The organism is Kitasatospora sp. GP30 (assembly GCF_029892145.1).
In the GTDB taxonomy this organism is placed as follows: domain Bacteria; phylum Actinomycetota; class Actinomycetes; order Streptomycetales; family Streptomycetaceae; genus Kitasatospora; species Kitasatospora acidiphila.
On sequence record NZ_JARZAH010000025.1, the window covers coordinates 1 to 24,289 of the forward strand.

Annotated in this window: 29 protein-coding genes; 13 read left to right on the forward strand and 16 right to left on the reverse strand. The window is 71.5% G+C overall.

What is annotated here, in order from left to right; all coding sequences use genetic code 11:
* Positions 1 to 347, forward strand: a 347-nt coding sequence (locus P3T35_RS27330; RefSeq protein WP_280708138.1) for a transposase, incomplete at its 5' end; no start/stop codon positions are given.
* A 52-nt stretch (positions 348 to 399) separates the two neighbouring features.
* Here the strand turns inward: P3T35_RS27330 and P3T35_RS27335 are convergent.
* The 3 genes from P3T35_RS27335 to P3T35_RS27345 form a co-directional block, all read right to left on the reverse strand.
* Positions 400 to 696, reverse strand: a complete 297-nt coding sequence (locus P3T35_RS27335; RefSeq protein WP_101378699.1) for a hypothetical protein — start codon at positions 694 to 696, stop codon at positions 400 to 402.
* A gap of 96 nt (positions 697 to 792) precedes the next feature.
* Positions 793 to 1,371 carry a hypothetical protein gene (locus P3T35_RS27340; protein WP_101378700.1) on the reverse strand — a complete coding sequence of 193 codons (579 nt, stop codon included), beginning with the start codon at positions 1,369 to 1,371 and terminating at the stop codon, positions 793 to 795.
* Complete coding sequence (locus P3T35_RS27345; RefSeq protein ID WP_180356289.1) at positions 1,368 to 2,879, reverse strand: alkaline phosphatase family protein; 1,512 nt, start codon at positions 2,877 to 2,879, stop codon at positions 1,368 to 1,370. Before P3T35_RS27345 ends, P3T35_RS27340 begins: the two co-directional genes overlap by 4 nt.
* 285 nt (positions 2,880 to 3,164) lie before the next feature.
* Here P3T35_RS27345 and P3T35_RS27350 point away from each other — a divergent pair, with 285 nt between their 5' ends.
* The 3 genes from P3T35_RS27350 (at position 3,165) to P3T35_RS27360 (ending at position 4,840) form a co-directional block, all read left to right on the forward strand.
* Complete coding sequence (locus P3T35_RS27350) at positions 3,165 to 3,617, forward strand: hypothetical protein (protein WP_101378701.1); 453 nt, start codon at positions 3,165 to 3,167, stop codon at positions 3,615 to 3,617.
* Between the two features lie 108 nt (positions 3,618 to 3,725).
* On the forward strand, positions 3,726 to 4,439 hold the full coding sequence (locus P3T35_RS27355; protein ID WP_180356290.1) for a beta-glucanase: 714 nt from the start codon (positions 3,726 to 3,728) through the stop codon (positions 4,437 to 4,439).
* A 17-nt stretch (positions 4,440 to 4,456) separates the two neighbouring features.
* On the forward strand, positions 4,457 to 4,840 hold the full coding sequence (locus P3T35_RS27360; protein ID WP_101378702.1) for a tautomerase family protein: 384 nt from the start codon (positions 4,457 to 4,459) through the stop codon (positions 4,838 to 4,840).
* Between the two features lie 59 nt (positions 4,841 to 4,899).
* Here P3T35_RS27360 and P3T35_RS27365 read toward each other — a convergent pair whose 3' ends face one another.
* The 4 genes from P3T35_RS27365 to P3T35_RS27380 all read right to left on the reverse strand — a co-directional run bounded on the left by P3T35_RS27365 (position 4,900) and on the right by P3T35_RS27380 (position 8,835).
* Entirely contained in the window at positions 4,900 to 5,817 is a 918-nt protein-coding gene (locus P3T35_RS27365) for a peptidase (protein ID WP_101378703.1), read from the reverse strand.
* A gap of 2 nt (positions 5,818 to 5,819) precedes the next feature.
* Positions 5,820 to 7,163 carry a VWA domain-containing protein gene (locus tag P3T35_RS27370; RefSeq protein ID WP_280708143.1) on the reverse strand — a complete coding sequence of 448 codons (1,344 nt, stop codon included), beginning with the start codon at positions 7,161 to 7,163 and terminating at the stop codon, positions 5,820 to 5,822.
* A gap of 181 nt (positions 7,164 to 7,344) precedes the next feature.
* Positions 7,345 to 7,866 carry a hypothetical protein gene (locus tag P3T35_RS27375; protein WP_180356291.1) on the reverse strand — a complete coding sequence of 174 codons (522 nt, stop codon included), beginning with the start codon at positions 7,864 to 7,866 and terminating at the stop codon, positions 7,345 to 7,347.
* A 315-nt stretch (positions 7,867 to 8,181) separates the two neighbouring features.
* A complete protein-coding gene (locus P3T35_RS27380) occupies positions 8,182 to 8,835 on the reverse strand; it encodes a helix-turn-helix domain-containing protein (protein ID WP_180356292.1) in 654 nt (217 codons plus the stop codon).
* 106 nt (positions 8,836 to 8,941) lie between these two features.
* Here P3T35_RS27380 and P3T35_RS27385 point away from each other — a divergent pair, with 106 nt between their 5' ends.
* On the forward strand, positions 8,942 to 9,742 hold the full coding sequence (locus tag P3T35_RS27385; protein WP_101378707.1) for a class I SAM-dependent methyltransferase: 801 nt from the start codon (positions 8,942 to 8,944) through the stop codon (positions 9,740 to 9,742).
* A 63-nt stretch (positions 9,743 to 9,805) separates the two neighbouring features.
* On the opposite strand, the gene P3T35_RS27390 is transcribed toward P3T35_RS27385, so the two are convergent.
* The gene (locus tag P3T35_RS27390) at positions 9,806 to 10,387 is read right to left on the reverse strand and encodes an SMI1/KNR4 family protein (protein ID WP_180356844.1); all 582 of its coding nucleotides are present in this window, start codon (positions 10,385 to 10,387) and stop codon (positions 9,806 to 9,808) included.
* Positions 10,388 to 10,598: 211 nt separating this feature from the next.
* On the opposite strand from P3T35_RS27390, the gene P3T35_RS27395 reads away from it, so the two are divergent.
* From P3T35_RS27395 to P3T35_RS27405, 3 genes are all read left to right on the forward strand, one after another.
* Positions 10,599 to 11,003, forward strand: a complete 405-nt coding sequence (locus P3T35_RS27395) for an SHOCT domain-containing protein (RefSeq protein WP_101378708.1) — start codon at positions 10,599 to 10,601, stop codon at positions 11,001 to 11,003.
* A gap of 153 nt (positions 11,004 to 11,156) precedes the next feature.
* Positions 11,157 to 12,062 (forward strand): helix-turn-helix transcriptional regulator, encoded by a 906-nt coding sequence (locus P3T35_RS27400; RefSeq protein ID WP_101378709.1) that lies wholly within the window; start codon positions 11,157 to 11,159, stop codon positions 12,060 to 12,062.
* Between the two features lie 197 nt (positions 12,063 to 12,259).
* On the forward strand, positions 12,260 to 13,042 hold the full coding sequence (locus P3T35_RS27405) for a hypothetical protein (protein WP_101378710.1): 783 nt from the start codon (positions 12,260 to 12,262) through the stop codon (positions 13,040 to 13,042).
* A gap of 94 nt (positions 13,043 to 13,136) precedes the next feature.
* Here P3T35_RS27405 and P3T35_RS27410 read toward each other — a convergent pair whose 3' ends face one another.
* The 4 genes from P3T35_RS27410 to P3T35_RS27425 form a co-directional block, all read right to left on the reverse strand.
* Positions 13,137 to 14,045 (reverse strand): G1 family glutamic endopeptidase, encoded by a 909-nt coding sequence (locus P3T35_RS27410; protein WP_101378711.1) that lies wholly within the window; start codon positions 14,043 to 14,045, stop codon positions 13,137 to 13,139.
* A 185-nt stretch (positions 14,046 to 14,230) separates the two neighbouring features.
* Positions 14,231 to 14,497 carry an acylphosphatase gene (locus P3T35_RS27415; RefSeq protein WP_180356293.1) on the reverse strand — a complete coding sequence of 89 codons (267 nt, stop codon included), beginning with the start codon at positions 14,495 to 14,497 and terminating at the stop codon, positions 14,231 to 14,233.
* 7 nt (positions 14,498 to 14,504) lie between these two features.
* A complete protein-coding gene (locus P3T35_RS27420; protein WP_101378712.1) occupies positions 14,505 to 15,272 on the reverse strand; it encodes a DUF72 domain-containing protein in 768 nt (255 codons plus the stop codon).
* Between the two features lie 109 nt (positions 15,273 to 15,381).
* Positions 15,382 to 16,029, reverse strand: coding sequence for a flavin reductase family protein (locus P3T35_RS27425; protein WP_101378713.1), 648 nt, complete (start codon positions 16,027 to 16,029; stop codon positions 15,382 to 15,384).
* Between the two features lie 65 nt (positions 16,030 to 16,094).
* Between P3T35_RS27425 and P3T35_RS27430 the strand changes: the two genes are divergently transcribed.
* Positions 16,095 to 16,835, forward strand: a complete 741-nt coding sequence (locus P3T35_RS27430; RefSeq protein ID WP_101378714.1) for a winged helix-turn-helix domain-containing protein — start codon at positions 16,095 to 16,097, stop codon at positions 16,833 to 16,835.
* Between the two features lie 111 nt (positions 16,836 to 16,946).
* Positions 16,947 to 17,357 carry a RidA family protein gene (locus P3T35_RS27435; RefSeq protein ID WP_101378715.1) on the forward strand — a complete coding sequence of 137 codons (411 nt, stop codon included), beginning with the start codon at positions 16,947 to 16,949 and terminating at the stop codon, positions 17,355 to 17,357.
* Positions 17,358 to 17,374: 17 nt separating this feature from the next.
* Here the strand turns inward: P3T35_RS27435 and P3T35_RS27440 are convergent, their stop codons facing one another.
* Both P3T35_RS27440 and P3T35_RS27445 read right to left on the reverse strand, forming a co-directional pair.
* Positions 17,375 to 18,007 carry a pyridoxamine 5'-phosphate oxidase family protein gene (locus tag P3T35_RS27440; protein ID WP_101378716.1) on the reverse strand — a complete coding sequence of 211 codons (633 nt, stop codon included), beginning with the start codon at positions 18,005 to 18,007 and terminating at the stop codon, positions 17,375 to 17,377.
* A gap of 77 nt (positions 18,008 to 18,084) precedes the next feature.
* The gene (locus tag P3T35_RS27445) at positions 18,085 to 18,378 is read right to left on the reverse strand and encodes an antibiotic biosynthesis monooxygenase (protein ID WP_101378717.1); all 294 of its coding nucleotides are present in this window, start codon (positions 18,376 to 18,378) and stop codon (positions 18,085 to 18,087) included.
* A 125-nt stretch (positions 18,379 to 18,503) separates the two neighbouring features.
* Between P3T35_RS27445 and P3T35_RS27450 the strand changes: the two genes are divergently transcribed.
* The 3 genes from P3T35_RS27450 (at position 18,504) to P3T35_RS27460 (ending at position 22,534) form a co-directional block, all read left to right on the forward strand.
* Positions 18,504 to 19,469: a helix-turn-helix domain-containing protein gene (locus P3T35_RS27450; protein WP_101378718.1), complete on the forward strand. Its 966-nt coding sequence runs from the start codon at positions 18,504 to 18,506 to the stop codon at positions 19,467 to 19,469.
* A 194-nt stretch (positions 19,470 to 19,663) separates the two neighbouring features.
* On the forward strand, positions 19,664 to 20,740 hold the full coding sequence (locus P3T35_RS27455) for an iron ABC transporter substrate-binding protein (protein WP_101378719.1): 1,077 nt from the start codon (positions 19,664 to 19,666) through the stop codon (positions 20,738 to 20,740).
* 201 nt (positions 20,741 to 20,941) lie between these two features.
* Positions 20,942 to 22,534, forward strand: coding sequence for a multicopper oxidase family protein (locus P3T35_RS27460; protein ID WP_280708151.1), 1,593 nt, complete (start codon positions 20,942 to 20,944; stop codon positions 22,532 to 22,534).
* A 273-nt stretch (positions 22,535 to 22,807) separates the two neighbouring features.
* Here P3T35_RS27460 and P3T35_RS27465 read toward each other — a convergent pair whose 3' ends face one another.
* Positions 22,808 to 23,713, reverse strand: coding sequence for a SigB/SigF/SigG family RNA polymerase sigma factor (locus tag P3T35_RS27465; protein ID WP_101378720.1), 906 nt, complete (start codon positions 23,711 to 23,713; stop codon positions 22,808 to 22,810).
* A 139-nt stretch (positions 23,714 to 23,852) separates the two neighbouring features.
* On the reverse strand, positions 23,853 to 24,281 hold the full coding sequence (locus tag P3T35_RS27470) for an STAS domain-containing protein (protein WP_101378721.1): 429 nt from the start codon (positions 24,279 to 24,281) through the stop codon (positions 23,853 to 23,855).
* Positions 24,282 to 24,289: the final 8 nt, after the last annotated feature.

The window sequence follows — 24,289 nt, forward strand, 5'->3', positions numbered from 1 at the left end:
CCGGAGACAACCCCGACCGGCTGCACTCCGAGGCCGCGTTCGCGCACCTGTGCGGCGTCGCGCCCATACCCGCCTCGTCCGGGCGACGGGACCGCTACCGGCTCAACCGCGGCGGCGACCGCGCCGCCAACCACGCCCTGCACACGATCGTCGTGTCCCGCATGCGCTGGGACGAACGCACCCGCGCCTACGTCGAACGGCGCACGACCGAAGGCCTCGCCAAGAAGGACATCATGCGCTGCCTGAAACGCCACATCGCCCGCGAGGTCTACCGCGTCCTGCAGCGATCGATGCGCTCCGACACCAGCCACCAAACCACTCAAAGCGACCTCACTGAAGCCGCTTGACATCCATAGGAGCATCCCGCAAGTGCCGCTGCTACACCCCCGGTTCGCCCTGTTACTCCCCCGGTTCGCCCTGCTGCTCGCGGCGCCACCAGGCCGCGACCACCACGGCGAGGCCCAGGCCCGAGCCGAGCCCGGCCTGGTAGAGCTCGGTGGGCCGGCCGACGTCGCCGAGCGGGGCGAGGTCGCCGAGCCGCAGGTAGACCCAGACGCCCACGGCGGCCACCAGCAGCACGCCACCGACGGCCTGCAGCAGCCCGGCCGGCCCCGCTTCCGGCCGCAGGGCCGGGCGCAGTGCCGCCAGCAGCAGCACCGCCATGAAGAAGCCCAGCCCTATCAGCAGGACCGCCATGATTTCCCCTCCCGGAAGGTCGCATCGCCATCGTGGCGACTCCACCCTACCGGCCGCACACGAACACCTGACGCACCGCCAGCTGTCGCGACCTGCTCAGTCCAGCTCGACCTCGAAGTCCCAGGTGGCGAGCGGCTTGCCGGCGGCGTTCCAGCTGAGCGTGGCGTGCCCGGCGGCGAAGGTGCCGGACAGGTGCAGGGTGGCGTCGTGCCCGGGGGTGGCGGTGACAGCGGCGGCGTCGGCGGCGAGGGCGATCGGCTTGCCGAGTTCGTCGGTGGCGCTCAGGTCGGCGGGGTCCAGCGAGCGGCTGCCGTCGGCGACCTTGAGCACCACGGTGACGGTGCCCTTGGACTGCTCCGGCGGCTTGCCGCCCGCCGCGGGGCCGGTGACCGCCAAGTCGGGCCCGGTGGCGGTGATCTGGCCCTGCTGGCTGCCCAGGTCGAGGTGGACGGGGTCGCCGATGGCGACCAGTTGGGCGTGCCCGGGGCCGGCGGTGACCGGCGCCGCCGAGGCGGGGGTGCTCGGGATCGGCACCGCGCCGAGGTTCTGCGGCGTGTTCTGGCCGCCGCAGGACGCCGTCAGTCCGGCCAGGACCAGCAGCAGAGCGGCCGCCCGGCCGCGGCCGAAGCCGCGCCCGTGGTGGGCGCGGCTCCGGCTGGTGGTGCTCAGACTCACTTGCCGGCTCCCGGCTTCAGGCTGTCGGTCGCCGCGTTCGGCCCGGTGAAGTCGGGCTGGACGTCGGCCGACTGCTTGTTCGCCGCCGTCGCGGTGGCCGAGTAGACGCCGTTGCTGCCCATCGCGGCGGGCTGCATGGCCTTGCCGCTCGGGTTGTTGTAGACGTCCGGGCCGAACGGGCGCAGGCCCGGCATGCCGGCGTAGCCGAGGTGGCCGTGGCCGTCGGTGCCGCCGTGCTCGATCTTGAACAGGTCCTCCATGCTGCGCAGCCACGAGTAGTGGTTGTACGGCTGGTCGCTGATGGTGCCCGGCTTGATGTAGCGCGAGATCAGCAGCGAACCGGTGATGCCGCCACCGGGGGTGGTGTCCTGACCGAAGGCCTGGTCACCGGGCTGGGTGACGTTGGGGCCGGGCAGCTCGTTGCAGCAGGCCACGACCGACTGGGCGGTGTCGGTCGGGGTGTTGAGGCTCGGGTCGGAGTTGCCCTGGTAGTCGGCGGTGGAGTTGCCGTACAGCTTGTAGGGCGGGAAGGCCTCGTCGAAGGTGATGTCGATCAGGCCGCCGTCCTGGAAGGCCGGCGAGGCCATGATCTCGGGGATCACCTTCTGCAGGAACAGGTCCGAGGCGTACAGGCCGCCCTGGTGGTTGTTCGGGTCCCCGGAGAGGTTGTCGCCCTTGCAGGTGGAGTCGTGCGCGTCCGAGCAGTTGTCGGGCGTGATCCAGGAGAAGGCCGGGGTGGTCTTCTCGCTCTTCAGGTCGTCGGCCAGGCTGCTGATCGCGTCGTGGCCCGGCTGCGCGGCGCGGCCGTTCAGCGGGACGACGTTGGCGCAGTCGTTGGGGTGGTCGATGATCGAGTGGAACCAGGCGGCCGGGTTGTGCTTGGGCACGTACTGGTCCTGGGCGGTGGCGCCGCCCGGGTCCGCCACGCCGGCGCCGGACGGGTCGCCCGGGATGCCGCAGTGGTACGGGTCCTCACGGCCGTCGGTGTTGCCCATGTCCTGCATGTAGGCCTTCCAGCTGAGGTGCTTGGCATCCAGCTGGTTGAAGAGCGTGCCCACCGAGTCGGGGTAGACGCAGCCCGAGTTGGCGTGCACCTGGCCGTCGGCCGCGGGGGTGCCCGGGGCGACGTTGGTGTACTGCGGGCAGTCGTTCTGGGTGGCGGGGGCGGGCGCCTGGCCGCTGACCGCGCTGATGTAGTTGTCCAGGCTGTAGTGGCCGGTGCCGTAGTACTGGCGGAGCAGCTCGCCGTACTGCGGCAGCGTCTTCCACAGGTAGCTGTTCTGGTTGAGACCGGTGAACGAAGCCTCGTAGGACTTGTTCTCCAGCATGATGGTCCACACGTGCTTGATCTTCGGTGTGTGGAAGTCGTGCGAGTTCGCCGCTGCCGGGCCGGCGGTGCTGCCGACCAGTGCGGCCGCCGCCAGCGCGGCGGCCAGGCCCGCCGCGACCGACCGCGGGCGCACCCCGGTGCCGTTCCGGCGGAGCCGGCTGGTTCCCCAAATCGTCATGACACATGATGCTGGCGCGCGATCTACCCGCGTTGAACCCAAGTATTCGTAAACTTGAGTGAACGTCTGGTGAAACACACCCCAACTCGTACACCTGCCCGGCCATCGGAGCTGACCGTCCATCAGCACGAGTCGGCCCAAGGATAGGCCCGATTCGACAGCATTGCCCCCAACCCGGCCGTAGACGTCACGCTCAACGGTGACCCGGCCGACTTTCCACCCCCATCGACCCGACAAGTGCGTACCGTTGCGAAGCATGACGGACAGTGAGATGGGGAGCGAGGCATGACGGACGACGGAATGGAACTGACCCGGGACGAGACCCTGCGCGCCCTGGCGGCCCTGGAGGCCTCCTGGCGCCATGACGACCAGGCCCTGGAGGCGCTCGGCGCCGCCGAGGAGTACGAGCAGCCGCTGCCCGTCCTGCTCGCCGACTACGGCCACCGCACCCTGCGCGCGCTGCTGACCATCGCCTTCAGCGGTGGCACCGCCGCGCCCGAGGAGATGCCGGAGCTGACCGAGCGGATGCGGGACAACGCGATCTACCGGCTGAGCGAGGTGCTCGGCGACGCCCTGGAGGTGTGGGGCGACACCGCCGACAGCAGTCCGGCGGCGGCCGGCCACATCGGCCGCACCGTGATGTCGGCGATCGTGGCGGTCAGTCAGAGCGACACCGGGGAGGACATCCTGCCGCTACTGGCGGCGCTGCGGGCGCACACCCTCCAGGACCGCGCCTGACGGATCGTTCGCCGACTTCTCACGCAGTCGGCACGGCGAACGGTTTTCACGCACCGCGCCCGGGAAACCACACCGTGCAACGGTTTTCCGGAGAGGGTGGCGCGACCCATGGCAGTGGTCTTCGAGGCGGACTTCGGTTCGCCGGAGCAGTGGACGGCGGGTCGGACCAGCGCCTATCCGAACATGGGGCCCACCAACCTCGGCGACCACAAACTCGACCTGCTCAACCGCTCCTACTGCCCCGGCGGCCGGTTCACCGCGACCCGCCGGTTCTTCGGCGGCCTGTGGAGCTGCAACCTGCTGACCACCGAGGGCAGTCCGGACGGGTTCCAGGTGCAGACCGGCGACGTGCTCAGCACCCGCGTCGTCCTGCCCACCGGCCTCGGGGCCTGGCCGGCGATCTGGACCTGGCGGGACGGCGGCAACGAGGTCGACGTCTTCGAGTACCACCCCGACCACCCGGGACTCCTGGAGCTCTCCAACCACGTCCACGACGCCTACCACTACTGGGACGGCAGTTCGGCCGGCGTCGCACCGGGCGCCCAGCTCGACCTGACGGTCACGCTGGGCGCGGGCTCCGTCGACTGGTCGGTCAACGGCACCACGGTCTTCCGGGACGGCACCGGGGTCGGGCCGGCCTGGCAGGCCTATCTGATCGTCAACCTCTCGGTCTCCGACGGGACTTACCACCCCGCCCCGCCGCCCAGCGGCCCCCGCCAGCTGAGCTGGAGCTGCCTCGGCCTGTCGGTCGACCGGACGCCGACCACCCCGAAACCTCCTGTACCTACTGGTATGTACACTGCTGAGGAGGAAGCCGACTGACCCCTGGGGGCCTTGCCATGCCGTTCGTTCGAATCGATGCCCTGCACGCCGACGCCGCACGTCTCGACGCGCTGGGCCGCGCGGTGCACCAAGCACTGATCGAAGCCATCGGCATCCCGGCCGACGACCACTTCCAGGTGCTGACCAGCCACGACGGCAGCAGCGGCACCCTGCGGGTCGGCGACTACCTGGGTGTCCACCGTGACGAGGGCGTCGTCTACATCGCCATCACCCTGCGCGCCGGCCGCACCCCCGCCCAGAAGCAGGCCCTCTACCGCCGGATCGCCGAGCTCACCCAGGAGTACGCGGGGACCGAGCCGCGCAATGTCTTCGTCACCCTCACCGAGAACCAGTCGATCGACTGGTCGCTGGGGCACGGCCTGGCCCAGTACGCCCTTTGAGCAGCGGAACGACGATGGGCCCGGCACCGTACGGCGCCGAGCCCATCCGTGGCGGTCCGTCAGGCCCGTTCGCTCTCATACACCCGGGTGACCGTCCGTTCCACGGTGCGCCGGTGACCGCGCGGGTGGCGGGTCAGGGTGTAGCCGCCGACGCCGGCCAGCGAGGCCAGCGCGGCGCCGCCGAGGGTCCAGAACCAGCGGTCGTTCCAACCGGAGAACAGGTCGGTGTACCAGTGGGACTTGACGGCGGCCGGCGCCGCGATGGTGGCACCGCCCGGCGACGGGGCGGCCGACGCGCTCGGGGTGGCGGCGGCCGTCGGGGCGCCGGTGGCACCGGGGTTGACCGGCGGCACCAGCGGCGCCTTGAGGCTGCCGCCCTCCGGCTGGGCGTCGTCCACGCCGCCCTTGCCGCTGACGTGCACCCGCACCTGGGTGGCCAGCCCGAGGTCGTTCTGCGGCACGTCGGTGACCGAGAGCCGCACGTAGTAGCTGCCCGGGAGCGGGTCGCCGGACCACGGCTCGGCCCAGGAGCGGATCTGCCGCAGCGTGCAACTCAGCGACAGGGAGCCGGTGTTCTGGTCGGCGGTGCCGGTCTGCGGGCCGGCGGTGCAGGCCTGGCGGCGGCGCAGGCCGTCGAAGAGGTCCACCGTCCAGGTCTGCGGGCCGTGCCGGTCGGAGGCCTGCGGCAGCGTGACGTTCACCGTGACGGTGTCGGTCTGCCCGGCCGAGGCGCCGAACGCCCAGTACAGGTAGTCGCCGGTGGAGCCGGTCACGACGGCGTCCTGGCCGGACGCCAGGGTGGTCGCGGTCAGGAACGAGGTGCCGGAGGTGGTGACCGGGGCGGCCGAGCCGGAGGCCGACGCGGAGGCCGTGGGCGCCGGCGTGTCGGCGACGGCCGCCGGGGCCGCGGTGACGACGCCGGTCAGGGCGGCGCCGGCGGCCAGCAGGCCGGCCAGCAGAGTACGAGTCCTACGCATCGTCAGTTCTCCTGCCAGATCCGGATCCGCCAGCGTGCGATCCAGCCCCAGAGCAGCCCGCAGACCAGTCCGGCGCCGGTCAGCACCAGCAGCATGATCCAACCGCGGCCGAGCCCGAGCGCCGGGCCGTCGGGGGCGGGCGAGGCCGCCTTGACGTCCACGGTCAGCTCCAGCGGCAGTCCGGGGTCGGTCTGCACGCCCGGCTGGCCGGCGAAGGAGTTGCTGACCACCAGGCAGACCACCTGGTCACCACTGGCGACGCCGGTGGTGCCGGTCGCCGAGGCGGTCGGCGAGGCGCTCCGGGTCGCGGACCAGCGCAGGCCCGTGGCGGCGACATCGGTGCGCCCGCTGCCCGCGTCCGTGCCGCGCACCAGTTCCTGGCCGCTGCCGTCGGTGGCCTGCAGCAGCACGCCGTAGTCGCGGGCCACGGCGCGGTCGGGGGTGACGCTCACCGAGGCGCGCAGCTCCTGGCCGCTCTTCACCGGCACCCGGTAGACCCGGTGCTCGGAGAACTTCTCGCGGTCGGCGTAGACGCCGGGCGAGAGCAGCGGGGCGGTGGCGCACTGGTCGGTGCCGGTGACGTTCGCCGGGGTGGCGCGGTAGCTGTTGTCGGAGTGCTGGACCGACTGCTTCAGCCGCTCGGTCAGCTGCTGCTGGCTGTGCACGTCGGTGTAGGTGCCGCCGGTGGCGTTGGCGATGCAGAGCAGCTGCTGGCGGACCTTGTCGTCATGGGCCAGGCCGAGCGTGTCGACCACCAGATGGGTGCCCTGGGCGGCGAGTTCGCGGGCCACGTCGCACGGGTCCGGCGGGGCGCAGTCGTCCTCGCCGTCGGTGACGAGCACCACGCGGCGGGTGGCCGTGCCGGTGCCCAGGTCCTGGGCCGCGCCGCGCAGCGCCAGGCCGATCGGGGTCCAGCCGGTGGGGCGCAGGGTGGCGACGGCGGTCTTGGCCTCCACCTTGTCGGTGTGGCCGACCGGGTAGAGCACCTTGGTGTCGGTGCAGCCGTCCGTCTTGTCGCTGACCGGGTAGGTGGCGCCCAGGGTGCGGATGCCGAACTCGGCCTCCGGCGGCAGGGCGTCGATGACGTCGTCGATGGACTGCTGGGCGACCGATATCCGGCTGCGGCCGTCGATGTCGGCGATTCCCATGGATCCGCTGACGTCCAGGATCAGGTCCACCTTGGGGGCGTCGTCGCCGCCCGCGGTCTGCTCCGTGGGGCTGGGGCTCGGGCTGTCGGCCTGCGCGGGCAGCACGCCCAGGGTGGCGAAGGCCATGGTCAGCAGGGCTGTCAGCAACGCGGCTGGACGGCCCGGCAATCGTCGTCGGGTGATCATCACGGCGCGCATCTTATGAACCATCAGCTGGACGGAGCCAATTGGAACCGGGCCCGCCGGAAGTGGTACGGCCGGGCACTGGTGGTGCGCATGACGACCAGCCGGAGTACCGTCGTGTCGGGCCCCGCCGCACCCGCTTCCACCGGGTGCGGCGGGGCCCTTCGGCGGCTGGCGACGCCGCGTCAGGTGCGGGTCAGCAGGCGACCGAGACGTCCACGGTGACCGGCGCGGCGGCCCACGGGTAGGAAGAGACGGCGAGGCTCGCGTGCACCGTCGAGCCGCACGGCGCGGTGGTGTCGAGCGGGCCGAGCACCACGGTGGAGGCGGTGAAGGGCACGCTCTGCGGGAGGGCGTCCAGGTTCGCGCCGCCGGCCACGTCGGCGGCCAGCCGGGTGTCCAGCTGCTGGACCGGCAAGCCGCCGGAGCCCGGACCGCTGGGGCCGGGGCCGGTGGGGCCGGGGCCGGTCGGGCCGGCCCCGGCGGGGTCGCTCGGCGGACCGGCCAGCGCGATCTGACCGGTGACGGAGACGCTGTCGCCGGAGACCGTGGCGCACACCGTGGTGGCCAGCCCGGACTGCATGCCGGTGGCGCACACCGGCTGCCCGGCCGCCGCCGGGGAGACGGTGGCCGGGTGCGCGGTGGCCGCCTGCGCGGGCGCCGCGCCGAGCAGCGCGAGACTCGCCGCGCCGACGGCGAGCAGCAGGGATCGGGACATGGGATCGTCCTTTCGGGATTGGGGAGTTGCGGACCGCCGGAGCAGTGGGCACCGAGCGGCGCACGACATCGGAGACTCCGACGCCGTTGCAATGTGATATTTCACTAACTCACCGTACCTGACACATCGTCAGAATGAAGAGCGCGAGGACGAGAAGTGAAGGATCCAGACAAGGTTGGCTTGAACCTAGGCGTGACACTCGTCACCCGGACCGCCAAGTAGGCGCGCTCGCCTAGGAGTTGATGTCCCTCCGCGTTGCGCCGGCGGCCGTCGGCCAGGCCGCCGAACTGCGGAGCCGTGCCGCGGGCGGTCAGCTCAACCGCCGTCCCGCCAGGCGAACCAGTCCGGGAAGGCGGCCACCAGACCCGGTTCGCCGGCGAGCTCCAGCAGGCCCGAGCGCCGCGCGGCGGCCAGGGTGCCGGTGCCGGCGACGACGCGGTGGAACTCGGCCTGGTCGGCCGTCACCCAGACGTCGACCTCATAGCCCGGGTGCCGTCGGCAGGCGCTCACCTCGCCCGGCGCCAGCACCAACCAGCCCAGCTCGTCCGGGTCGTGGAAGGCGAACTCCACCACCACCCGCCGCACGGGCAGCGCGGCGACCTTGACGAACTGCCCCAGCCGCCACAACAGCCAACCACCGTCGAGCTGTTCGGCCTCCGGGTCGCCGAAGGCCCAGCGCCGGGCCCACTCGCCGAGCTGCCAGACCACCGGCTCCAGCTCCGCCCCCGCCCGGCTCAGCCGGTACTCGGGCCGCCCGCCGCCGTCGAGCTCGCGCTCCACCAGCCCGTGCGCGCGCATCCGCCGCAGCCGTGCCGACAGCAGGGTGCGGCTGATGCCGGGCAGCCCGCGGTGGATGTCGTTGAACCGGCGGGAGCCGAGCAGCAGTTCGCGCAGCACCAGCAGGGTCCACCGGTCGCCGACCAGCTCCGCCCCCACCGACACCGGGCAGTACTCGATCCCGTGCCGCATCCGCGTCCCACCCCCCGGTCCGGTCCAGTTCTTGTACCACCGACGGACCATCAGACCATAGGAAGCTCGGCTCCGGCCGACCGCAGCAACCGAGAAGGGCACCGCCGTGACCGACACTCCCCCGCCCAGCGTCACCTCGACCTCGACCTGGGCCGCCGGCGACTACCCCGCGATGGCGCGGCACCTCACCGCCGTGGCGGACCGGGTGGTCACCGCGGCCGAGGTGGCGGACGGCACCACCCTGCTGGACGTCGGCTGCGGCACCGGCAACGCCGCGCTGGCCGCCGCCCGACGCGGTGCGCTGGCCACCGGCGCCGACCCGACCCCCGAGCTGCTGGGGCTGGCGGCCGAGCGGGCCCGCGCCGAGCAGCTGCCGATCACCTGGCAGCAGGCCGCCACCGACGGGCTGCGCGGCAACTACGACCGCGTGGTCACCGTCTTCGGTGCCATGTACGCCCCGGACGCCCGGCAGGCGGCCGACGCGCTGCTGCGATGCTGCGCGCCGGGTGGACGGATCGTCTCGGCCGCCTGGACGCCCGACGGCTTCATGGCTGCCACCAACCGCGCGGCGTCCCGCTATCTGCCGCCCCCGGCGCCCGGTGGTCAGCCGCCGACCCGCTGGGGCGACCTCGACGTGCTGCGCGAGTTGTTCGCGCCGCTGGCGGTGTCGGGCACCGTCGAGCAGGTGCGCTTCGAGTTCCCGTCACCGGTCGCGGCGGCCGAGTTCTGGGTCCGCACGGCGGGCCACCTGCAGGCCGAACGGGCCCGCCTGACCGCCGACAGCGGCTGGACCGCGCTCCACCACGACCTGGCCGCCGTCTTCACCGAGTGGAACCGGTCGGGTGGCGCGGACATCGCCGTCGAGGCGTCCTACCTGCTGGCGGTGGTGGACCGGCCGCTGAACTGACGCTCCACCGGCCGCCGTTCGGCCCTCCCATCCCCCTCCGTCCGCTCGGTCCACTCGGTCCGCTCAGTCCTCGGCCGAGCTGACGTCGAACCAGTCCTGGTCGGCGGCCCAGTGCTTCACCCAGCCCGCGAAGCCCGGCTCGGCGCTGGTGAATCCGAACTCGGCGCCGAACGGGAGCGCCCCTTCGCCAGTGATGAACCAGACGTGCCCCCGGTGCGGGCCGCTGACCACCAGGTGCCAGTACATGCCGCAGCCGTCGGTGCCCAGCACGATCGAGCCATGGTCGAAGACCCGGTCGAGTACCGGCTCCAGCTCCTCCTCCGGCCGCGGATCGACCTCCCACAACCACTGCCCGGTCAGCGGGAAGGGCTCGCGCAGGACCCGCTCCGGCCGGTCGTCACCCCAGTCGCGGGGCAGCTCGGCCAGGCCCAGCAACCCGTAGTCCGGCGGCCCCTGGTAGGAGCCGTCGGTGATCTCCGCGACGAAGGTCCGGTACGGCTCGGGCAGCACGATGCCGTGCTCCGCCTCGAAGGCGTGCACCGCCGCCCAGCCCAGGGCCGACTCGCCGCCGTCGTCGACGGCGAAGGCCGCCCGGAGCACGGCGAGCTCCTCCGGGGACGCGTGCTCGGTCTGCAGTGGACTCATGGTGCTCATGGACTCATCGCTACCAGCAGGCACTGACATTGATGCTGCCCCGCTGCCCCCGGTAGGGCACCCCATGGCGCAACAAATCGGGCAGAAGGCATCTTCGGGTCATACGCTCGCGAATACGGCTGCCCTGATCAGCCGCCCATCCCGCCCGCATGGCGGCACCGCTGACGGCACCGTTCGTCCGGCCCGCGAGGGAGCGCCCACGATGCACAACTACCCGCTGCTCAATCTGTTCTGGACGATGCTGGAGTTCTTCCTCTGGATCGTCTGGCTCTTCCTGCTCTTCAAGGTGATCACGGACATCTTCCGCAGCCACGACCTGAGGGGCTGGGGCAAGGCGGGCTGGGTGTTCTTCGTGATCATCGTGCCGTTCCTGGGCGTCCTGGTGTACCTGATCGCCCGCGGGCACAGCATGGGTGAACGCGATGTCGAGCAGGCCAAGAGGAGTGAGGCGGACTTCCAGGCCTACATCCGCGACGCGGCCGGCACCGGAGCAGGTGGCGGCGCCCCGAGCCATGCTGACCAACTCGCCAAGCTGGCCGACCTGAAGAGCAGTGGTGCCATCACCGAGGAGGAGTACCAGAAGGCCAAGGAGAAGCTGCTCGCCTAAGCCGTCGGACTTTCTCCCCCGTTCCGGCGCTACGGCCGCCAGTCGGCCGAAAAGCGCTGCTCCGCCCGGCCTTCGGATGTGCCAGAGTACGCCCCGGCACACGAAATCCGACCGGAAAGGGCACAAATGGGCCGTAGACAGCGAGACTTGGACATGTCTGGCGGCCCGGTGGCCGAGTTCGCCGCACTACTGCGGGCCGCCCGTGAAAGCGCCGGGAACCCCACCTTCGCCACCATGAGCCGGCGGGCCCACCGCTCCATCTCCGCGCTCTCCGAGGCGGCCGGCGGCGTGGAGTTCCCGACCTGGCCGACGGTCGAGGCCTTCGTGCACGCCTGCGGACACAGCGAGACGGCCCGGTGGCGGGAGCGCTGGGAGGCGACCCAGGCAGCCATCGCGCAGGCGGCCGCCCCGGACCCGGCACCCCAGGACCCCACCCCGGTTCCCGCCGGCCCCGCACCCTCGCAGCCCCTCGCCGAGCCGCCACCACCACCTGCCGCGCCGCGTCGCGGGCTGCCGACACCGCCCCCGCGCCTGCGGATGCTGGCGGCCCTGACGGTGGGGCTGGCCGTCGGCATCCCGGTGGGCGCCGCGCTGCCGGGCCACTCCACCCGGGGGGCGGCAGCCGCGGCCACCCCCCGGCCGACGCCGATGCCCTCCGTCGTGATCGTCCCCGCCCCCTCACCGCCGGCGTGGCCCGCCCAGGGCTCCGGCTGCCAGGCGCGCACCCACTGGGTCTACCAGTACGCCCAGGCCTACACCGGGCAGGTGTACGCCCAACTCGCCAGCCCCACCGGAGGCACCGACGAGGTGCCGACCACCATCACCTGGGGCGAGTGGGTCTGGCGGCACCCGGTGACCGTCAACCCTGGCGACCCGGCCCAGGCAGTCGGCGGCACCGTGCTGCTCTTCGCCAAGCTCGACACCGGTCCCCGCAACCCGCTGGTCGTGCTCGACACGGCGACCCCGACCTGTGTCAGCTTCGGCACCGCCGGCGGCACCTCCGTCGCCCCGCTGGCGACCGTGGACGCCAACCAGGGTTGGGCGAGCACCAGCCCCTGACCGGCCCGGGCCAACCGGGTGGTGCGGCGGGTCAGCGGCGGCGGATTTTCCACGATTGTTTGTCCATCCGCGGCGGCTGTTGGCTGCCGCACCGCGCCGCCCCAGTGTGGTGGCCGAGCCGGACAGCCGTGACCGCACGGCCATGACGGCAGGTCATGCTCGGTCCGCCCGGACCGGGACGAGAGAAGTGGGGACCCATGAAGTTCGCAGGAATTTGGCTGGGCCGGCTGGTCGCCGTACTGGCCATGGTGGCCGGCGGCCTCGTCTGGTTCGGCGCCACCGCACAGGCGGCCACGGTGTGCGGCAGCCAACCGGTGCCGACCGGCTATGTGATCACCTCGGAGACACTCACCAACACCTGTACCGGCGGCTACCTCACCGAGACCATCCAGCTCCCGTACAACGGCATCCAGATCTGCGACAACTCGCCGGTCCCGTCGGGCTATGTGCTCACCGCCGACTACACCACCAACAACTGCGGCAGCTACCAGGGCGGCACGCTCAACACGCCGTACAGCGGCATCACCATCTGCGGGAACGGCAACGGGGCGATCCCCGGCAACTACGTGATCACCTCGGAGAGTCCCAGCGGGCCGTGCGGCCAGTACTACAGCGAGGTGATCAGGACCGTCTCCAACGGCATCCAGATCTGCGGCAACTCGCCGATCCCGTCAGGATATGTGATCACGTCCAACTACACGCTCGGGGCCTGCGGCATCTACCAGGCCGCCAACCTCACCGCCGCCTACAACGGCATGCAGTTCTGCGGCAACTCGCCGATCCCGGCCAACTACGTGATCACCGGCAACTACACGGTCAACAGCTGCGGCCAGTACCTGGGCGGGAGCCTCAGCACCGTCTACAACGGCATCACCGCCTGCGCGAACTCGCCGATCCCGTCGGGGTACTGGGTCTCCGCCGGCTACTTCCAGACGGCGCCGTGCGGCATGTACCAGGCCGAGAAGCTGAGCAACAGCTGATCCTCGCCGAACGCCCGCAACGCGGCGCCGGGGCACGGTCGTTCGTGCCCCGGCGCCGCATCGGCAGCTCAACCAGTCAGCGGGTGGAGCACGTTCAGGCGTTCTTCCAGGCCACCGAGAAGTCGGCGCCGCCGGACAGGTCCGAGGTGGCGGCCTTGAGCACGCCGTTGGCGGCCATGTCGACCTTCTCCGGTTTGGCGGCCGTCAGCGAGCCGCCGTTGACGCTGGCCCCGCTGAACTGGACGGCGCCGAAGTCGGTCAGCGGCAGCACCCCGGCGTTGCTGCTCGGCGCCTCGGCGATCACCTCGGCGGAGGCCAGCTGGGCCCCGGCGAGCTGCTGGCTGGTGCTCTCGGTCCAGCCCTGGGTGGAGTCGCTGATCTTGAGCGTGAAGCTGCCCGAACCGTCGGTGACGACGCTCGCGCTGAGTTGGTCGCCGGGCCGCACCTGGTCGGGGAGCTGCACGGGGTAGGCCGGGTACATCTCGTACCAGGCGTAGTAGACCGGCGATCCGCCCGAGCAGTCCGCCGAGGTGCCGGTCTGCTCGACGGTGTTGCTGCCGTCGCCGTCCAGGCCGACCCAGAAGGACGAGTAGGTGTCCTGGCTGGTGCAGGTGGCCGTCGGCGCGGTCCAGTTCGCACTCACGGTCTTGTACGGGCCGGTGCCGCTGTTGGCGTTGGCGACGTAACCGGCCCAGTTGGCGCTGTAGTTCTGGTTGGCCGGCGCCTCACCGTGCGGTCCGACCAGGTGGGCGGGTGCCGAACTCGGGATCCGCGGCTTGGTCTGGTGCCCGTGGACGGTGAGGTGCTGCACGAGCGGCGGGAGGCCGAGGAGCGCCGTGAGCTGCTGGACGGCCGGGTGGGTCAACGCGGCCGGGTCGGCAGCGGTGGCCGGGTGGGTCCCAGTGGCCGGGCGGGTCGGAGCCGCGAGTGCGGGGGCCGCGCTGCCGAGGGCCGCCAGCAGGGCGACCGAGGCAGTGAGCGCCAGACGACGTGGTGCGGGCATGCTTGCTCCCTCAAGGGGTGGAGGATGGTGCCGGCTCCACCACTGACGCAGCAGCAGAGCTAGCACCAGGCAAGCCGGATGACCGCCGAACGACAACTCAGCGCGGCCGCCCGGATGACACCGCGTCACCAAACGTCATCCGTACCCGCACCACATGGCTCGGCGCGGCCGTCCTTCGGACGGGATCACCGCACCTCGAAGGAGGTCAACCCCTCGGGCGTCTCCTCGTGCTGGCTGACGTGCTCCACCACCGCGCCCTCCGGGCCGTGGTGGCTCCACCGGAGCAGCTGGGCGACGCCGGCCGGCGGCCCCTCGAAGACGGCCTCCACGGTGCCGTCGGACAGGTTGCGGATCCAGCCGTTCACGCTGTTCTCCTCGGCCAGCACGCGGCAGCTGTCGCGGAAGAACACTCCCTGCACCTGGCCGGAGACGATCACTCGGTTGCGGATCACGGGTACCTCACCGGGTCGTAAGGATGGGGACGGGGGCGACCGTGCGGCCCGTGCGGGCGGCGATCGCCGCGAAGGCGGTGGCGTCGAGCACGGCGGCTCCGCCGAGGTCGTTGTTGAAGTAGGCGTGGACGTCGGCGGTGTTCGGCCAGGTCTCGGTGACCCGCGCCGCCCAGTGACCGAGCGCTTGCTTACCGTACCGGGGGAACGGGTGCGCCAGGCCCTCATGGAAGCGCAGATAGCCCCAGTCGGCGGTGCGCCACAGCGGAGTGACCGGGCGGGACCGGCGGTCGGCCCAGCACAGTGCCGCATTGTGCCTGGTCAGCACGGAGCGGACCTCCCGGGTCCACCACGACTGGTGGCGCGGCTCGACAGCCACCCGCAGCCGCGGCGGGAAGCAGCCCAGGCAGCCGTCCAGCAGCCCGGGGTCGGCCCGCAGGGTGGGCGGCAGCTGCAGCAGGATCGGTCCGAGCCGGTCACCCAGGCCGGCCACGGCGGCGCAGAGCCGCTGGACGGGCTCGGCGGGATCGTGCAGCCGCTTGATGTGGGTGAGGTAGCGGCTCGCCTTGACCGCCATCCGGAAGCCTGGCGGTGTCCGGTCGCGCCAGTCGGCGAAGGTGTCGGGTGGCGGCAGCCGGTAGAAGGCGGCGTTGTTCTCGACGGTGCTGAAGTGCTCGGCGTACCGCGCAAGCCACTGCCGGCGCGGTGTCCCCGGTTCGTAGAGGACGCCGCGCCAGTCGTCGTACTGCCAGCCCGAGGTGCCGACGAACAGAACCATCGCTGCGTGCGCTCTCGCGGTGCGGTGCGGTGCCTGGGCCGCACCGGTCGCTCACGGCCGCCGCGGCCCCCTTTTCCTGATGGTAGGCCGCCGCGGCGCTCGTGACGCGCTACTCGCGACCGCGCGGGGTCTCGGAGATGTCGGCGAAGCCTCGTTCCGGGCCGAGGCCGAAGTAGTGCCTGAAGCTGTAGATCAGTGGGCTCCAGGCACCCGGTTCGATGTGCTGGGTTCCGGGCACCACCAGGCGGGGGTCCGCATGCACCTTGAGCACCCGGGCCTCCACGATCAGGAAGTCACCGGCGGCGTCGGTGCCGACCCGCTGCGCGCAGGCTTCGAGTTGCAGCGGGCACTGCGCCACCCGGGGCGGGCGCACCGCCACCGACGGCTGCGGGTGCCAGCCGCCCGCCGCGAACTTGTCGGGCTCGTACTGGAAGACCCGGCGCGGGTGGGTGCGCGGTTCCGCCCTGCCGGTGAGGTCGCCGAGCCGCTCCACCTGCGGCCACTGGTGCGGCTCGGGCAGGCTGATCACCAGCTCCGGTCGAGCCGCCAGATTGGCGCCGGTCTGCCCGTCCGTGCTCAGGCCCAGCACCACCACCTGGCCGAGCGCCCAGGCCGACGAGATCGGCGCCAGGTTGAACGAGCCGTCGGGGTTCTCGGTGGTGAGCAGCACGACGGGCGTGCCGAAGTACAGGATGCTCGGGGTGATCGTCTGGTGGCTCGGCCGCACTGCGCCATCCAACCGCTGCGTGACTGTCATGCGGCGACCGTAGGCGTGCCGTTGTTCGGGGCGGGCCGAACAGTCACTGGGCCATGATGGGCGGCATGGAGCACACCCAGAGCCCGCGATCCGCGGCGCAGCCCGTCGACGCACGGCGGCTGGCCGCGCTCGCGGCGCTGCTGGCCGAGCCGACCAGGGCGGCGTTCTGCCTGGCACTGCTGGACGGCCGGGCGTGGACGGCCGGTGAGTTGGCCCGGCAGGCCGGCGTCGCCCGTTCCACCGCGACCGAGCAGCTGAACGCGCTGGTCGACGGCGGCCTGCTGGCCGAGGCCCGACAGGGCAGGCACCGGTATCTGCAACTGGCCGATCCGGCGGCGGCGGAGCTGGTCGAGCTGCTCGCCGAGCGGGCCGATCCGGCGGCTCCCGCGTCGCCGGCGCCCGGCACGCTGTCCGGCGACTCCCGCCGGCGCGCGCTGGCCCGGGCCCGCACCTGCTACGACCATCTGGCCGGCACCCTGGGCGTGGCGATCATGGACGCGATGACGGAACGCGGTCTGCTCGACTGGACTCGCGGCCTGGCGCTGACGCCGACCGGCGAGGCCTGGCTGGCCGAGCTCGGCGTCCCCTCCCCCGCCGGGCCCGCCCGCTCCCGCCGCCCCGCCGTGCGCCCGTGCATCGACTGGACGGAGCGCCGCCCGCACCTGGCCGGCTCGGTGGGTGCCGCGCTCTGCCGCCACGCACTCGACACCGGCTGGCTGCAGCGCATCGGAACCTCCCGGGCCGTGCGGCTCACCGCTGACGGCACCTCAGCACTCCAGCAGCACCTGGGACTTGCCGTTCCCTGAGCGCCCGGTCCGCGCGAAAACCAGGTGCCCGCGCCCACGCCGGCTGGCAGGATGACGGCGACCCGCTGGGCCCTTCGGGGCCAGCCGCTCCGCTCCTCGGAAGGACCGTCCGTGCCGCGCGCCGTCTCCCTGATCCGTTCCGCCTCGCTGTCCGACGTCGCCGAGTACGCCTACGCGGCCACCGCGCCGGCCGAGGCGCGACTGATCTTCCTCGCCGGCGCCTGCCCGCTGGACGCGACCGGGGCGACCGTGGCGGTCGGCGACTACGCCGGCCAGGCCGCGCAGGCCGTGGCCAACCTGCGGACCGCGCTGGGCGATGCCGGGGCGACGATGGAGGATGTGATCAGCACCCGGGTGCTGGTGGCCTCCAGCCGGCAGCAGGACCTGGTGACCGCCTGGGCGGTGGTGCGGGACGCCTTCGGCGACCACGATGTGCCGAGCACCCTGATGGGCGTCACGGTGCTCGGCTACAGCGACCAGTTGGTGGAGATCGAGGCGGTGGCGGCGGTTCTTGACGCCTGACAGATCCTGACGGTCCGTCAGGAACCGCTGTACAGCTGCTCGCCGTACCGGGCGCCGTAGTACTCCTCCAACTCCCGCAGTGCCTCCGGGCGTTGCTCCAGGAGTTTGGCGATCTGCGCACGGGACGGCGCGGCCTCCGGGTGCCAGCTCTCCGCCTTCCACAGGCCGCCGCGCAGCAGGGCCTTGGGGCAGTGGTAGAAGACCTCCTCGATCTCCACCAGCAGCGCCACTTTGGGACGGTGGCCCTTGACCACCATCCGGTCGAAGAACGGCGCATCCCGCAGGATCCGGGCCCGGCCGTTGATCCGCAGGGTGTCGGGGCGGCCTGGGATCATGAAGAGCAGGCCGACCCGCGGATTGCTGAGGATGTTGTGGAACCCGTCGGCGCGCCGGTTGCCGGGCCGCTCGGGGATGGCGATCGTGGTGTCGTCCAGGACCAGGGTGAAGCCGGCCGGATCGCCCTTCGGCGAGGTGTCGCAACTGCCGTCGGCCGCCGAGGTGGAAACCAGGCAGAACGGCGACGCGGCCAGCCACGCCTTGTCGTACTCGTGCAGGCCGTGCCGCACCTTGTCGGCTGCCGCCGGCGTGATCTCCCCCAGCAGCTCCCTCAGTTCGTCCGCCGACGTCACCTCGACCAGATCCGTCTCCATGACGACCCCCCTGCCCCCAGATAGCTGATCCCTGTGTGATGGCCGATCAAGAGGCCGAGCGTATCCGATCCCGCGCGCTACTTGATGGCGAGGATGGTGGTGCGCTTGATCTCGGGAGTCGCCGCCAGCAGCGTGGGGGCGATCCCCCGAAGGGCGTCGGCGATCCGCCCGTTGAGGTGGGCCTCGCGGCCGTCCTCGTCGTCGAAGGTGTCGAAGACGCCGAAGACGGTCGGGCTCTCCTGGAAGGAGTACCAGCTGACGGTGCCCTCCTCGGCGCGGGCCAGTTCCACCGCGTCCCGCAGCAACTGGCCGACTGCCTCGGCGCCTTCGGGCTTGGCCTCCAACCGGACCAGGAATCCGAGCTTCGACATGGGTGCTCCAATCTCCGTCATCTGCATCATCCGCCGGGCGTCGCCCGGCCGCTGACCAGAAAGCTACGGCCTCCTCGGGCACCCACCGCAGTGGCGGGAACGACACATCCGATATCGTTTCCGACATGCGGGTTAGTGTGCTGGTCCTTGACGGCGTGTTCGACTCCGGCCTGACGGCGGTGCTGGACATCCTGCACTGCGCCAACGGGCTGCGCGGCAGGCTGCCGCAGCCGCCGCCCGCCTGGGAGGTCGAGACGGTCGGCTTCACCCCGACCGTGCGCACCGGGGCCGGACTCACCGTCAGCGTCGCGCCGGTCGAGCGCGTCGCCGACTGCGACCTGCTGCTGGTGCCCGCCGTGCCGCGGTTCGACCCGGACCAGCTGATCGAGCTGGTGGCGGGCCCCGACCTGGCCCCGGCCCGGGAGTTGCTGCGCCGCGCCCGGGAGCGCCGCACCCCGATCGCCACCGCCTGCGCCGGCAGCTTCCTGCTCGCCGAGGCCGGGGTGCTGGACGGGCTGTGCGCCACCACCACCTGGTGGCTGGCGCCGTACTTCGGCCGCCGCTATCCGCGGGTCCGGCTCGACCGGGACGCCATGGTGACCCATGCCGACGGGGTGACCACGGCGGGCGCCGCCTTCGGGCACGTCGACCTGGCGCTCACCCTGGTGCGGCGGGCCAGCCCGGCGCTGAGCGATCTGGTGGCCCGTCACCTGGTGATCGACGAGCGCCCCTCACAGACCGCGCACACCCTGCCGAGCACCCTGGCCCAGAGCGACCCCACGGTCGCTGCCTTCGAGCGCTGGGCCCGCGAGCGGCTGGCCGAGCCGCTGGATGTCAAGGCAGCCGCCCGGGCGCTGGGTGTCAGCGAGCGCACCCTGCAGCGCACCACTCGTGCGGTGCTGGGCAGTTCACCGGTGCGGTTCGTCCAGGAGCTGCGGGTCGAGCAGGCGGTGCACCTGCTGCGGACCACCGACCAGCCGATCGAGGTGATCGCCCGGCGGGTCGGCTACGAGAACGCCGGGTCGCTGCGGCTGCTGCTGCGCGAGCGGACCGGGGTCACGGCCGGCGCGCACCGCCGGGGCAGTCGCTGAGGCGGCCGCGACACGCGTGGGCGGGGTGACCAGCGAGGCGACCGGCGAGGCGACCGGCGAGGCGACCGGCGAGGCGACCGGCGAGGCGACCGGCGAGCGTCAACAGATCCACGCAATTCACCCACCCGCTTGTTAGGCAAGGCTTACCTCCTCTAGAGTCCTCACGTCAGGTCCCGAACCGGAGAGAGCTCACCGTGCCCACAACCGCGCGTGCCACCGCCGCGATCGCCATCCTGTCCGTCTCCTGCCTGGCCCTGACGGCATGCGGATCGGGCGGCGGCGCCGCCTCGGACGCCTCGCCGGCCGCGGCCGCGGCGCCGGCCAGCGGTCAGGCGCTGGTGGGCCAGTCGATCACGGTGTACAGCGGCCAGCACGAGCAGACCACCAAGGCGCTGGCGGACGACTTCCAGAAGCGCACCGGCGTGAAGGTGAACCTGCGCTCGGGTGACGAAGCCGAGCTGGCCAACCAGATCCTGCAGGAGGGCTCCGCCTCCCCGGCCGACGTCTTCTACGCCGAGAACCCGCCGGCCCTGACGATCCTTGAGGAGAAGGGCCTGCTCACCAAGGTGGCCGACGACACCCTCAAGGCCGTGCCGGCCGCGGACAGCTCGCCCAAGGGCGACTGGGTCGGTGTCTCCGCCCGCACCGCCGCGTTCGACGCCGCCACCGGCACCGCGGCGGACAGCGCCCCGCCCACCTCCGTGCTCGACCTGGCCAAGCCGGAGTGGAAGGGCCGTCTCGGCATCGCGCCGAGCGAGACCGACTTCGCCCCGATCGTCAGCCGGGTCCTGAAGTCCCAGGGTGCGGACGCCGCCAAGAAGTGGCTGCAGGGCCTGAAGGCCAACGCCAAGGTCTACGACAGCAACGAGGACCTGTCCGCCGCGATCAACAGCGGTGAGGTGCAGGGCGGCGTGGTCGACCACTACTACTGGTACCGGCTGCGCGACGAGAAGACCCCGGCCGGCACCAAGAGCGCGCTGCACTACTTCGCCAAGGGCGACGCCGGTGCGCTGGTCGACGTCTCCGGTGCAGGCGTGCTCGCCAGCAGCAAGCACCAGCCGGCCGCCCAGGCGTTCCTCGCCTACCTGGCCAGCACCCCCGCGCAGACCCTGATCGCCAACTCGCAGAGCTACGAGTACCCGTTGGTGGCGGGCGTCAAGAGCAAGGAGAACCTCCCGCCGCTCGACTCGATCGGCACCATGGCCAACGTCGCCGACCTCGGTGACGGCAAGGAGGCGCTGCAGCTCCTGCAGGACGCCGGACTGCTCTGAGCTGACAGCGAGCCGACGCGCCTTCGGTGACGACCCGTCACCGAAGGCTGCTTCGCTGTGCCCGCGCGCCCGGCTTGTCAAGATACCGAGCTGGAAAAGGGCGGTCATATTTGAGGCAAACGCTTGTCCGATATCCGAGGGATCCGGAAGGGTTGAGCCGCACCACTCAACCCCAAGCACCCTCACTCTTTCGGAGACCAGATGTCCAGGGACATCATGGTGCGTGACGACCACCGTCTGCACATACGGCGGACCAGACGCACCATCCACGCCATGACCGCCGTGGCGCTGCTTCTCTCGGCGGCAGTCGGCACCGAGGCGATGGCCGACTCGCCCAAAGACACCCAGCCACCGTCCACGGCCCAGCAGGAAAAGGGCATGCACCCGGGGCTGCCCTTCCACGACCCGGCCGACGCCGACACGGGCAACCAGCAGAACGTGACGATCACACTGGGCGCGTCCCAGGCCTCGTTCCAGGTGGGCGGCAAGAAGGTCTACGGCGACTCCTACTCGGGCACGTTCACCGCCCCCACCATCCGGGCGCGGCCCGGCTCGACCGTCACCATCAAGCTGGTCAACCACCTGCCGGTCGCCACCAACCTGCACTTCCACGGCCTGCACGTGTCACCCACGGGCCAGTCCGACGACCCGTTCCTGTGCGTGGCTCCGGGGGCCACCACCACCTACCAGCTGGCCATTCCGGCCAACCACCCGCTCGGCACCTTCTGGTACCACAGCCACGCCATGGGGACCACCTGCAGCTCGCCCGGCTCCTACGACATGTCGGGCATGACCGGCTCGATGACGGGTGACGTCGAGGACCAGATCTTCGCCGGCCTGTCCGGTGCGCTGATCGTCGGGGACGACCGCACCCTGCTGCCTGCGAGCCTGCGCAACATCACCACGCACACCGTGGTGCTGAAGGACGCTCAGATCGGTGCGGCCGGGCACATCCCGCAGAACACCGGCGGCAACTCGATCAACTCCAACAACCCCACCGTGCGCCTGGTCAACGGCCAGCTGCGACCGGTGCTGAGCATGAAGCCGAACGAGACCCAGCTCTGGCGGCTGGTCAACGCCGGCGCCGACATCTTCTACCAGCTCCAACTCGACGGCTACAGCTTCACCGTGATCGGCGAGGACGGCACCCCGGTCGCCCTGACCACCACGCCGAACACCCTGCTGCTGCCGCCGGGCAAGCGGTACGACGTGCTGGTCACCGCGAACGGCACGCCGGGCAGCGCGACCCTGCGCACCACCGCCTACAGCAACGGCCCGCAGGGCGACCAGTATCCGGACACGGCGCTGGCCACCCTCAAGGTCGCCGGCACCCCGGTCAAGCGGCTCCCCGCGTTCGCGGGCTCGATGCCGACCGCGCCGGACGACCTGTCGACCGCGCCGATCGCCCAGAAGCGCGCCGTGCAGCTCTCCGAGAACTCCGACGGCACCCAGTTCTACATCAACGGCAAGCAGTTCTCGTCGGACGCCTCGGTCTTCGCCACCCCGGCCAAGCTGGGCACCGTCGAGGAATGGACCATCACCAACACCGCCGGCGAGGACCACCCGTTCCACCTGCACACCACCGCCTTCCAGGTGATGGCGGTCAATGGCGACCCCAAGCGGTACATCCACGATCAGGACATCGTCGTGGTCCCGCACGCGGTGAACGGGGTGCCCGGCAAGGTGGTGATCCGGATCCCGTTCTCGGACTACACGGGCGCGTGGATGTTCCACTGCCACATCGCCGCCCATGAGGACAACGGCATGATGAGCTTCATCAACGTCGTGAAGTAGTCCCCGTTGCACCGTGTCCCACCTGCGGAAACGCGGGTGGGACATACCACGCAACCTTCGGTTCCACCCGAAGATCAGCCAGGGAAAGTGCCATACCCAGGCTCTCCTCTGCCTGGCCAGACGCCGGGTCGACTCCTGTTCGCCATGCTCCGCGACGGCACCTTCTACGAATCCCGACCCGCCGGATCAGCCTGAATGCCTTTCGATGCTTGCTGCTTTCACCGCCCAGGTCTGAGCGGCCGGGTGACGGGTGGCGCTTCTCTCGCCTCCGCGTCACCCTCCGTGCGCGGGCTCGCTTCCAGTGTCCTGACCATCGGCCAAGCCCGCGCGCAGGACTTGGAAGCTGTGGGCGAGCAGCCGGGAAACGTGCATCTGGGAGATCCCGAGGCGCTGCCCGATCTCGGCTTGGGTGAGGTCCTGGGTGAACCGCAGGGCCAGTATCGTGCGCTCACGCTCGGGCAGTGCGGCTATCAGCGGTTTCAGGGACTGCACGTACTCCACCACGGCGAGCGCCCGGTCGCAGCAGCCCAGGCGGATCTCCCAGGCGCTGCTCGCGTCCCGGTCGTCCGACGGTGCGTCCAACGAGGTCGCGGTGCGCGCGGTGGCGGCTTCGAGCGCTTCAACCACCTCGTCCTGGGGCAGCGCGACGTGTTCGGCGAGTTCCTCCGTACTGGGCGCCCGACCGAGGTCCTGCTCCAGTTCGTCCGAGCCCCTGACGACAGCGAGCCGGGCTTCCTGAAGACGTCTGGGGACGTGCACCGCCCAGGTCGAGTCGCGGAAGAACCGGCGGATCTCGCCGACGATCGTCGGGAGGGCGAACGTGGTGAACTCCACTCCACGGTCCGGGTCGAAGCGGTCGATGGCCTTGATGAGACCCACGGTGCCGGTCTGGATGATGTCGTCCATCGACTCGTGGCTGCTGCGGAAGCGCCGGGCCGCGAACTTGACCAGGGAGACGTTGAGTTCGATCAGCGTCGCACGCACGTAGGAGTGCAACTCGGTGCCCTGCTCCGTCTTCCGCAGGCGGAGCAGGAGGACGCGCGAAAGCTCCCTCGCCTCCCCGGTGCTGACGGCCAGTGGATCGGTGATCTCCGGCAACCCGTGCCGGCGGGCGGAGAACCCTGAATCGGCGCCGGTACTCGGCTCGATCTCCGGCGCCACCGTTGTCGGCATGGCCATTGAGCGTTCCTTCCTGGTACCCCCATCGCCTTTTCGAACCTGCCCACGCGCTCGCCCAGCGCAAGGGTTCGCCGCGCGAGTGGTGCGGCCGGCCGTCGCGCGAGGCACCCCGGCGACTGAGCCGTCCACGATCGAGCGGTCACGCATGGCGACTCGCCGCGCCGTTGATGGCAGCGCCGAGCACTTCCCGGGTGCCGGTGAGGTCGATGAGCCGCGACACCTGGGGGCTCACAGAACTCACCCGTACGGCGCATCCGGTGGCTGCGCCGCGCCCGCACGCCCAGAGGAGGACGTTCAGACCCGCGCAGTCGCAGAACGAGAGGCCCGCGAGGTCCACTTCGAGCCGAACGGGGTGATCGTTCAAGACGGTCGCCATCGCGTGCCGGAACGCGTCGGCGCCGTCATGGTCGATCTCGCCGGCCACTGCTACCAGGGCCGATCCATCGGGCTTTCCGGTGAGCTCCACGGTGAACCGGACAGCCGCCGACGGTGGCCCCAGCGGCGGCGCGCCCGCGGCGGTAGGCGAAACCCGTGAAACCGACTGCTGGCGCGCCTGGTGGCGGGACATGGCCGTTC

Excerpts from the sequence above, each read along its gene's own strand:
- P3T35_RS27360 (WP_101378702.1), top strand. The coding sequence starts at position 4,457 with ATGCCGTTCGTTCGAATCGATGCCCTGCACGCCGACGCCGCACGTCTC.
- P3T35_RS27335 (WP_101378699.1), bottom strand. The coding sequence starts at position 696 with ATGGCGGTCCTGCTGATAGGGCTGGGCTTCTTCATGGCGGTGCTGCTG.
- P3T35_RS27425 (WP_101378713.1), bottom strand. The coding sequence starts at position 16,029 with ATGACAGTCACGCAGCGGTTGGATGGCGCAGTGCGGCCGAGCCACCAG.
- P3T35_RS27465 (WP_101378720.1), bottom strand. The coding sequence starts at position 23,713 with ATGGCCATGCCGACAACGGTGGCGCCGGAGATCGAGCCGAGTACCGGC.
- P3T35_RS27370 (WP_280708143.1), bottom strand. The coding sequence starts at position 7,163 with ATGCGCGCCGTGATGATCACCCGACGACGATTGCCGGGCCGTCCAGCC.
- P3T35_RS27380 (WP_180356292.1), bottom strand. The coding sequence starts at position 8,835 with ATGCGGCACGGGATCGAGTACTGCCCGGTGTCGGTGGGGGCGGAGCTG.
- P3T35_RS27410 (WP_101378711.1), bottom strand. The coding sequence starts at position 14,045 with ATGCCCGCACCACGTCGTCTGGCGCTCACTGCCTCGGTCGCCCTGCTG.
- P3T35_RS27395 (WP_101378708.1), top strand. The coding sequence starts at position 10,599 with ATGCACAACTACCCGCTGCTCAATCTGTTCTGGACGATGCTGGAGTTC.
- P3T35_RS27460 (WP_280708151.1), top strand. The coding sequence starts at position 20,942 with ATGTCCAGGGACATCATGGTGCGTGACGACCACCGTCTGCACATACGG.
- P3T35_RS27470 (WP_101378721.1), bottom strand. The coding sequence starts at position 24,281 with ATGTCCCGCCACCAGGCGCGCCAGCAGTCGGTTTCACGGGTTTCGCCT.
- P3T35_RS27445 (WP_101378717.1), bottom strand. The coding sequence starts at position 18,378 with ATGTCGAAGCTCGGATTCCTGGTCCGGTTGGAGGCCAAGCCCGAAGGC.
- P3T35_RS27350 (WP_101378701.1), top strand. The coding sequence starts at position 3,165 with ATGACGGACGACGGAATGGAACTGACCCGGGACGAGACCCTGCGCGCC.
- P3T35_RS27345 (WP_180356289.1), bottom strand. The coding sequence starts at position 2,879 with ATGACGATTTGGGGAACCAGCCGGCTCCGCCGGAACGGCACCGGGGTG.
- P3T35_RS27375 (WP_180356291.1), bottom strand. The coding sequence starts at position 7,866 with ATGTCCCGATCCCTGCTGCTCGCCGTCGGCGCGGCGAGTCTCGCGCTG.
- P3T35_RS27430 (WP_101378714.1), top strand. The coding sequence starts at position 16,095 with ATGGAGCACACCCAGAGCCCGCGATCCGCGGCGCAGCCCGTCGACGCA.
- P3T35_RS27420 (WP_101378712.1), bottom strand. The coding sequence starts at position 15,272 with ATGGTTCTGTTCGTCGGCACCTCGGGCTGGCAGTACGACGACTGGCGC.
- P3T35_RS27355 (WP_180356290.1), top strand. The coding sequence starts at position 3,726 with ATGGCAGTGGTCTTCGAGGCGGACTTCGGTTCGCCGGAGCAGTGGACG.
- P3T35_RS27450 (WP_101378718.1), top strand. The coding sequence starts at position 18,504 with ATGCGGGTTAGTGTGCTGGTCCTTGACGGCGTGTTCGACTCCGGCCTG.
- P3T35_RS27405 (WP_101378710.1), top strand. The coding sequence starts at position 12,260 with ATGAAGTTCGCAGGAATTTGGCTGGGCCGGCTGGTCGCCGTACTGGCC.
- P3T35_RS27365 (WP_101378703.1), bottom strand. The coding sequence starts at position 5,817 with ATGCGTAGGACTCGTACTCTGCTGGCCGGCCTGCTGGCCGCCGGCGCC.
- P3T35_RS27400 (WP_101378709.1), top strand. The coding sequence starts at position 11,157 with ATGTCTGGCGGCCCGGTGGCCGAGTTCGCCGCACTACTGCGGGCCGCC.
- P3T35_RS27390 (WP_180356844.1), bottom strand. The coding sequence starts at position 10,387 with ATGAGTCCACTGCAGACCGAGCACGCGTCCCCGGAGGAGCTCGCCGTG.
- P3T35_RS27440 (WP_101378716.1), bottom strand. The coding sequence starts at position 18,007 with ATGGAGACGGATCTGGTCGAGGTGACGTCGGCGGACGAACTGAGGGAG.